The organism is Thermodesulfobacteriota bacterium (assembly GCA_040756475.1).
Lineage (GTDB): Bacteria > Desulfobacterota > Deferrisomatia > Deferrisomatales > JACRMM01 > JBFLZB01.
The window spans coordinates 1-4,435 of sequence record JBFLZB010000273.1; the positions used below are offsets into that span (position 1 = coordinate 1).

The 4,435-nt window shown below is 72.1% G+C and carries 3 protein-coding genes and 1 pseudogene; 1 reads left to right on the plus strand and 3 read right to left on the minus strand.

All coding sequences use genetic code 11. The features are described 5' to 3' along the window. From AB1578_22245 to AB1578_22255, 3 genes and pseudogenes are all read right to left on the minus strand, one after another. Positions 1-106 (minus strand): annotated as a pseudogene (locus AB1578_22245) (D-glycero-beta-D-manno-heptose 1-phosphate adenylyltransferase). Positions 107-140: 34 nt separating this feature from the next. Continuing rightward, on the minus strand, positions 141-1,850 hold the full coding sequence (locus tag AB1578_22250) for a LysM domain-containing protein (protein MEW6490620.1): 1,710 nt from the start codon (positions 1,848-1,850) through the stop codon (positions 141-143). A gap of 14 nt (positions 1,851-1,864) precedes the next feature. Beyond that, on the minus strand, positions 1,865-3,319 hold the full coding sequence (locus tag AB1578_22255; GenBank protein ID MEW6490621.1) for a hypothetical protein: 1,455 nt from the start codon (positions 3,317-3,319) through the stop codon (positions 1,865-1,867). A gap of 159 nt (positions 3,320-3,478) precedes the next feature. Between AB1578_22255 and AB1578_22260 the strand changes: the two genes are divergently transcribed. After that, the coding region (locus AB1578_22260) for a glutamate-1-semialdehyde 2,1-aminomutase (protein ID MEW6490622.1) at positions 3,479-4,435 on the plus strand (957 nt) is incomplete at its 3' end.

The window sequence follows — 4,435 nt, forward strand, 5'->3', positions numbered from 1 at the left end:
TGACGTGCCCCGGGTGCAGGAGGTCGAAACAGCCGTTGGTGAAGACCACCCGCTCTCCGGCGCGCCGCCGGGGAGCGATCTCCGCCAGGAGCTCGGACAGGGGGAGGACCTTTCGGTGCAGGGCAGGCAGCATGGGTATCCTAGCGGACCAGCCAGGGCAGCAGGTTCTGGTCCAGGAGGAGGGAAGCCCCGGGCGGGGGCAGTTGGGCCTCCGTGAGGAAGATCCGCGACGCCCGCCCGTCGGACGGGGCTCCGGGGCCCGGCCGGTTCGGATACAGGAGCTCCGCGAGCTCCGGCTCCTGGAGCAGGATTCCGGAAACCCGAAGCCGCAGGGCCTCGCCGGCGGGGGCCTCCACCGTGGGCCGGGAGTGGGGCACCCCCAGCAGGGCCAGGAGGTCTCCCAGGATGTTCAGGGGTGCGGCGTCCGGCAGCCACGGGACGGTGAAGTACCCGGCCCGGGTGAGCATGGCTTCGGCCCGGGCGGGCTCGGCCGCGGGCACGGCATAGTCGAGCCCCCCGAACCGCAGGGTGAGCAGTGGGGTGATCCGGTAGCGCACGCCCCCTCCCAGGTCGCACTCCACCTCGGGCCGCACCCGGTGGGACACGCCCAGCAAGGAAAGGAGGTGCGACGCGCCCTGGGCCGGGTCGGCCATGGGGAGTTCCGCCAAGGGGGGAGGCGCGGGAGAGGAGCCCGACGACTCGCTCCCGGCTCCGAGGACGGCCGGCCCCAGGGGGTGGACGGCGTAGCCGGCCCTCCGGGCCGCCAGCACCAGCCGGGGTTCGAGCAGCGACCCCGGGGAGAAGAGCAGGTGTACGCTTCCTTCCCACAGGTCCTGGGGCCGGGGCACCACGGTCCAGCGGGCCTGGGCCAGGAGCTCCGTGCCCCGGCCCAGGGGGATGGACCGCTCCCCTTCGGAGAGCTCGAAGAACCCCAGGCGCGGCAGGATCGCCCCGAGGTAGACCTCGGGATCCGGGTCGACCCCCGACACGCACGCGTACCCCCACTCCTCGCGCAGCGCCCGCACCAGGGCCGCGCTCAGCCGGCCCCGCGGGTCGAGGATCACCTTGCCGCCCGCCGGGCCCGAGACCACCGGGAAGTCCCTCCCCTCCAGCCGCAGGGTGCGGCCCCGGCTCAGGGGGACGAAGGTCTCTCCGTCCTCGGCGACCTGGCAGCGCAGCTCCCGCAGGAGGTCCAGGGCGGTGCGGTAGGAGGGGGGTACCGAAGGGCCGGCCGGGGGTCCGGCCGCCTCGGCGGCGGGGACGGCCCCCGGGAGAGGGGGGATGGCGAGGCGGTGGCCGACGTGCAGCCGGTTGAGATCCCGGATGCCCGGATTGGCACGGGCCACCGCGGCCAGGGCCTCCTGGATCTGCTCCCGGGGAACTCCGAACCGGTCGCGCAGGATGCGCCACAGGTTGTCGCCGGGCTGGACGGTGTAGGCGGGGGGTGGCGCGGCAGCTGCGGGAGGAGCCGAGGGAGGGAGCCCCTCTTCTACTTTGAAGGGCACCCTCACCACCTGCCCGGCCGCGAGGCGGTCGGGATCGACCCCGGGATTGGCCTCGCGAAACGCCCGCACGAACGCGGGCAGGGCTTCCTCCGGGATCCGGTACTCCCGCGTCAGGATCCGGTGCAGGCTCTCCCCCGGCTCCACCCGGCGCGTCTCGGCGAACACCCGCCCGTCGGCGGTGCGCTGGACGAAGAGGGTCTTCTCGAAGTGCAGTCGCGTGCCCGGGGCCGGGGGAGCCTCGGCGGACGGGCCCCCCTGGGCGTGCCCTGCCCCGGGGGCGAGCCCGCTCCCCAGGGCCAGGGCCGCCGCCCCGAGAAACGCCAGAATCGGGAGGCCGCGGCTCACCGTCGCACGTCCCCTCAGCGCCGCAGCGCCTCCAGGAAACACAGGCCCCCGATCCACAGGTCGTCCTCGAAGGAGACGATGTTGGCCCAGCGGCCGCGGGCCACCAGGGTTCGCTCCAACCGGTCGGGGTCGAGGAAGGCGTACTCCACGCTCACGTCCACCCCGTCGGAGCCGGGAACGTCGGCCACGTCCGCCAGCCGAACGCTGAACGTGAACCTGCCGGAGTCGCCCTCCTCCAGCGCTTCCAGGGTGGTGGAGGCCGTTCCCACGTTGACCTCGACGGTTGCCGTGTCGGTCTCTTCGTTGCCTGCAAACCCCGGAAGGTCCTCCAGGGAGACGACGGCCTGGGCACCCCCTCCCAGGTAGGTGGAGCTGTCGAGCGACAGGAGGCGGACGATGCGCCCCCGGAGCCCTCGATTGGTGCCGAACCAGGTGTTGCCCGAGGGGTCGGCGTGGATGCGGTCCACCCGGTCGGCCTGGGTGAAATTCGGGGTCGTGTCCAGGGCCCAGCAACCGGCGCCGGGCTCGTCGCCCCCGCCGCACACCCGGGAAGCCAGGGTCCCTCCCAGGGGGGTCTGGAAATACGCCCCCAGGTCCGTGCCGACCCACACGGTTCCCGTAAAGGGGTCCACGGCAAGCGCGAGCATGGCGCGCAGGGGACTCACGTCGATGGCGAAATCGCTGCGGGTGGGAAAGGAGCCCTGGCCGGAAGTGGGGTCGAACGCGGCGTTGAAGCGGACCACGTCGCGTCCGGCGGAGAGCGCCCACAGGTTGCCGGCGGGGTCGAAGTTGAGATCGGCCACCGCGGCGTTGGCGGTGAAGAACGAGGCCGGGGCGGACGGGCTGGTGGTGCGCACCAGGAAGAGCTCCCGGCCTGCGGAGGCCACTGCCGCCCGGTCGCCCTCCCAAGGAGCCACGGCGACCCGCAGGAAGGGCGCCGCAGAAGCCAGAAACGTGGTGCCCAGGGTCGGCGTCTGGCCCGAGATGTCCCACTCCACCAGCCCCCCCGCGGTGGCGGCCCACACCCGCTCCGCCCCGTCCGAGGCGAGATCGTTGACCAGGTTTCGACCGTCCTGGGCGACGCCGGCGAGCAACGACCCGGCCAGGGAGAGGCCCGAGGTCGAGAGGAGTCGACCGTACTGGACGCCGTTGGAGAACCCGAGGAAGAAGTTCTCGTCGGTGCCGAGCTGTCCGAAGGTCACGGCCCGCACGTCGTTGGCCAGGAGTCCGTCGTTGGCGCGAAAGGGGAAGAAGGGGGCGCGGCGGTCCCCCTGGACCCCGGAGACTCCCTGGTCGGTGCCCACCCAGACCTGGTTGGTGCGGTCCGACGCCAGGGCTCCCACCCGGCTGGGGATGGTTCCCAGGCCGAGCTCGGAGAAGCTCAGGGTGGCGGCGCGCTGGGCGAGGACGGGAAGGGGAGCGGCCAGGATCACAGCTCCCACGAGCCCGGCGAGGAGCCGGCGGGACATGGGGACCTCCTTGCACAGAGTGGGGAAAACTGCTTATAACACGCGCCTTTCCCGCCCTTCAAGTGTGCGGAATCCCGGTTTTTTCTTGATCCCGGCCCGACTTCGTGTTAACTGTGCCGCTCCGTCGTTCCCCGCTGTGACCCTCCCGGAGGTCCCCCCATGCAGCACACCCGTTCCCAAGCGCTCTTCGACAAGGCCGTAACGCTCATCCCCGGCGGCGTGAACAGCCCGGTGCGGGCGTTTCGCGCCGTGGGCGGGCGCCCGGTCTTCATCGCCCGGGCCGAGGGCTCGCGCCTGTTCGACGTGGACGGCAACGCCTACATCGACTACGTGGGCTCCTGGGGCCCCATGATCCTGGGGCACAACCACCCGGAGGTCCGGGCGGCCCTGGAGCAGGCCTTGGCCAACGGCACTTCCTACGGGGCTCCCACCGAGCTCGAGGTGGAGATGGCCGAGCTCGTTGCGGCGTGCGTGCCCAGCGTGGAGATGGTGCGTATGGTCAACTCCGGCACCGAAGCCACCATGAGCGCCATTCGGGTGGCCCGTGGCTTCACCGGGCGAGACAAGATCGTCAAGTGCGAGGGGTGCTATCACGGCCACGAGGACGCGCTGCTGGTCAAGGCGGGCTCCGGGGCCATGACCTTCGGGGTGCCCACGAGCCCCGGGGTCCCGGCCGACGTGGCCAAGAACACCCTGACCGTGCCCTACAACGATCTGGAGGCCCTGGAGGCCCTCGTGGGGGCCAACCCGGGCGAGATTGCGTGCGTCATCCTGGAGCCGGTGCCGGGCAACATGGGGTGCATCCCCCCCGCTGAAGGCTACCTGGAGGGCTTGCGGAAGATCACCGCCCGGGAGGGGATCGTGCTGATCTTCGACGAGGTCATGAGCGGCTTTCGGGTGGCCCTGGGGGGCGCCCAGGAGCGCTACCGCGTAACCCCGGACCTCACGACCCTGGGCAAGATCATCGGGGGAGGGCTCCCGGTGGGGGCCTACGGCGGCAAGCGCGAGATCATGGAGCGGGTCTCCCCGTCGGGTCCGGTCTACCAGGCCGGCACCCTCTCGGGAAACCCCCTGGCCATGAGCGCCGGCCTGGCGACCCTGCGGGCGCTTCGCCGG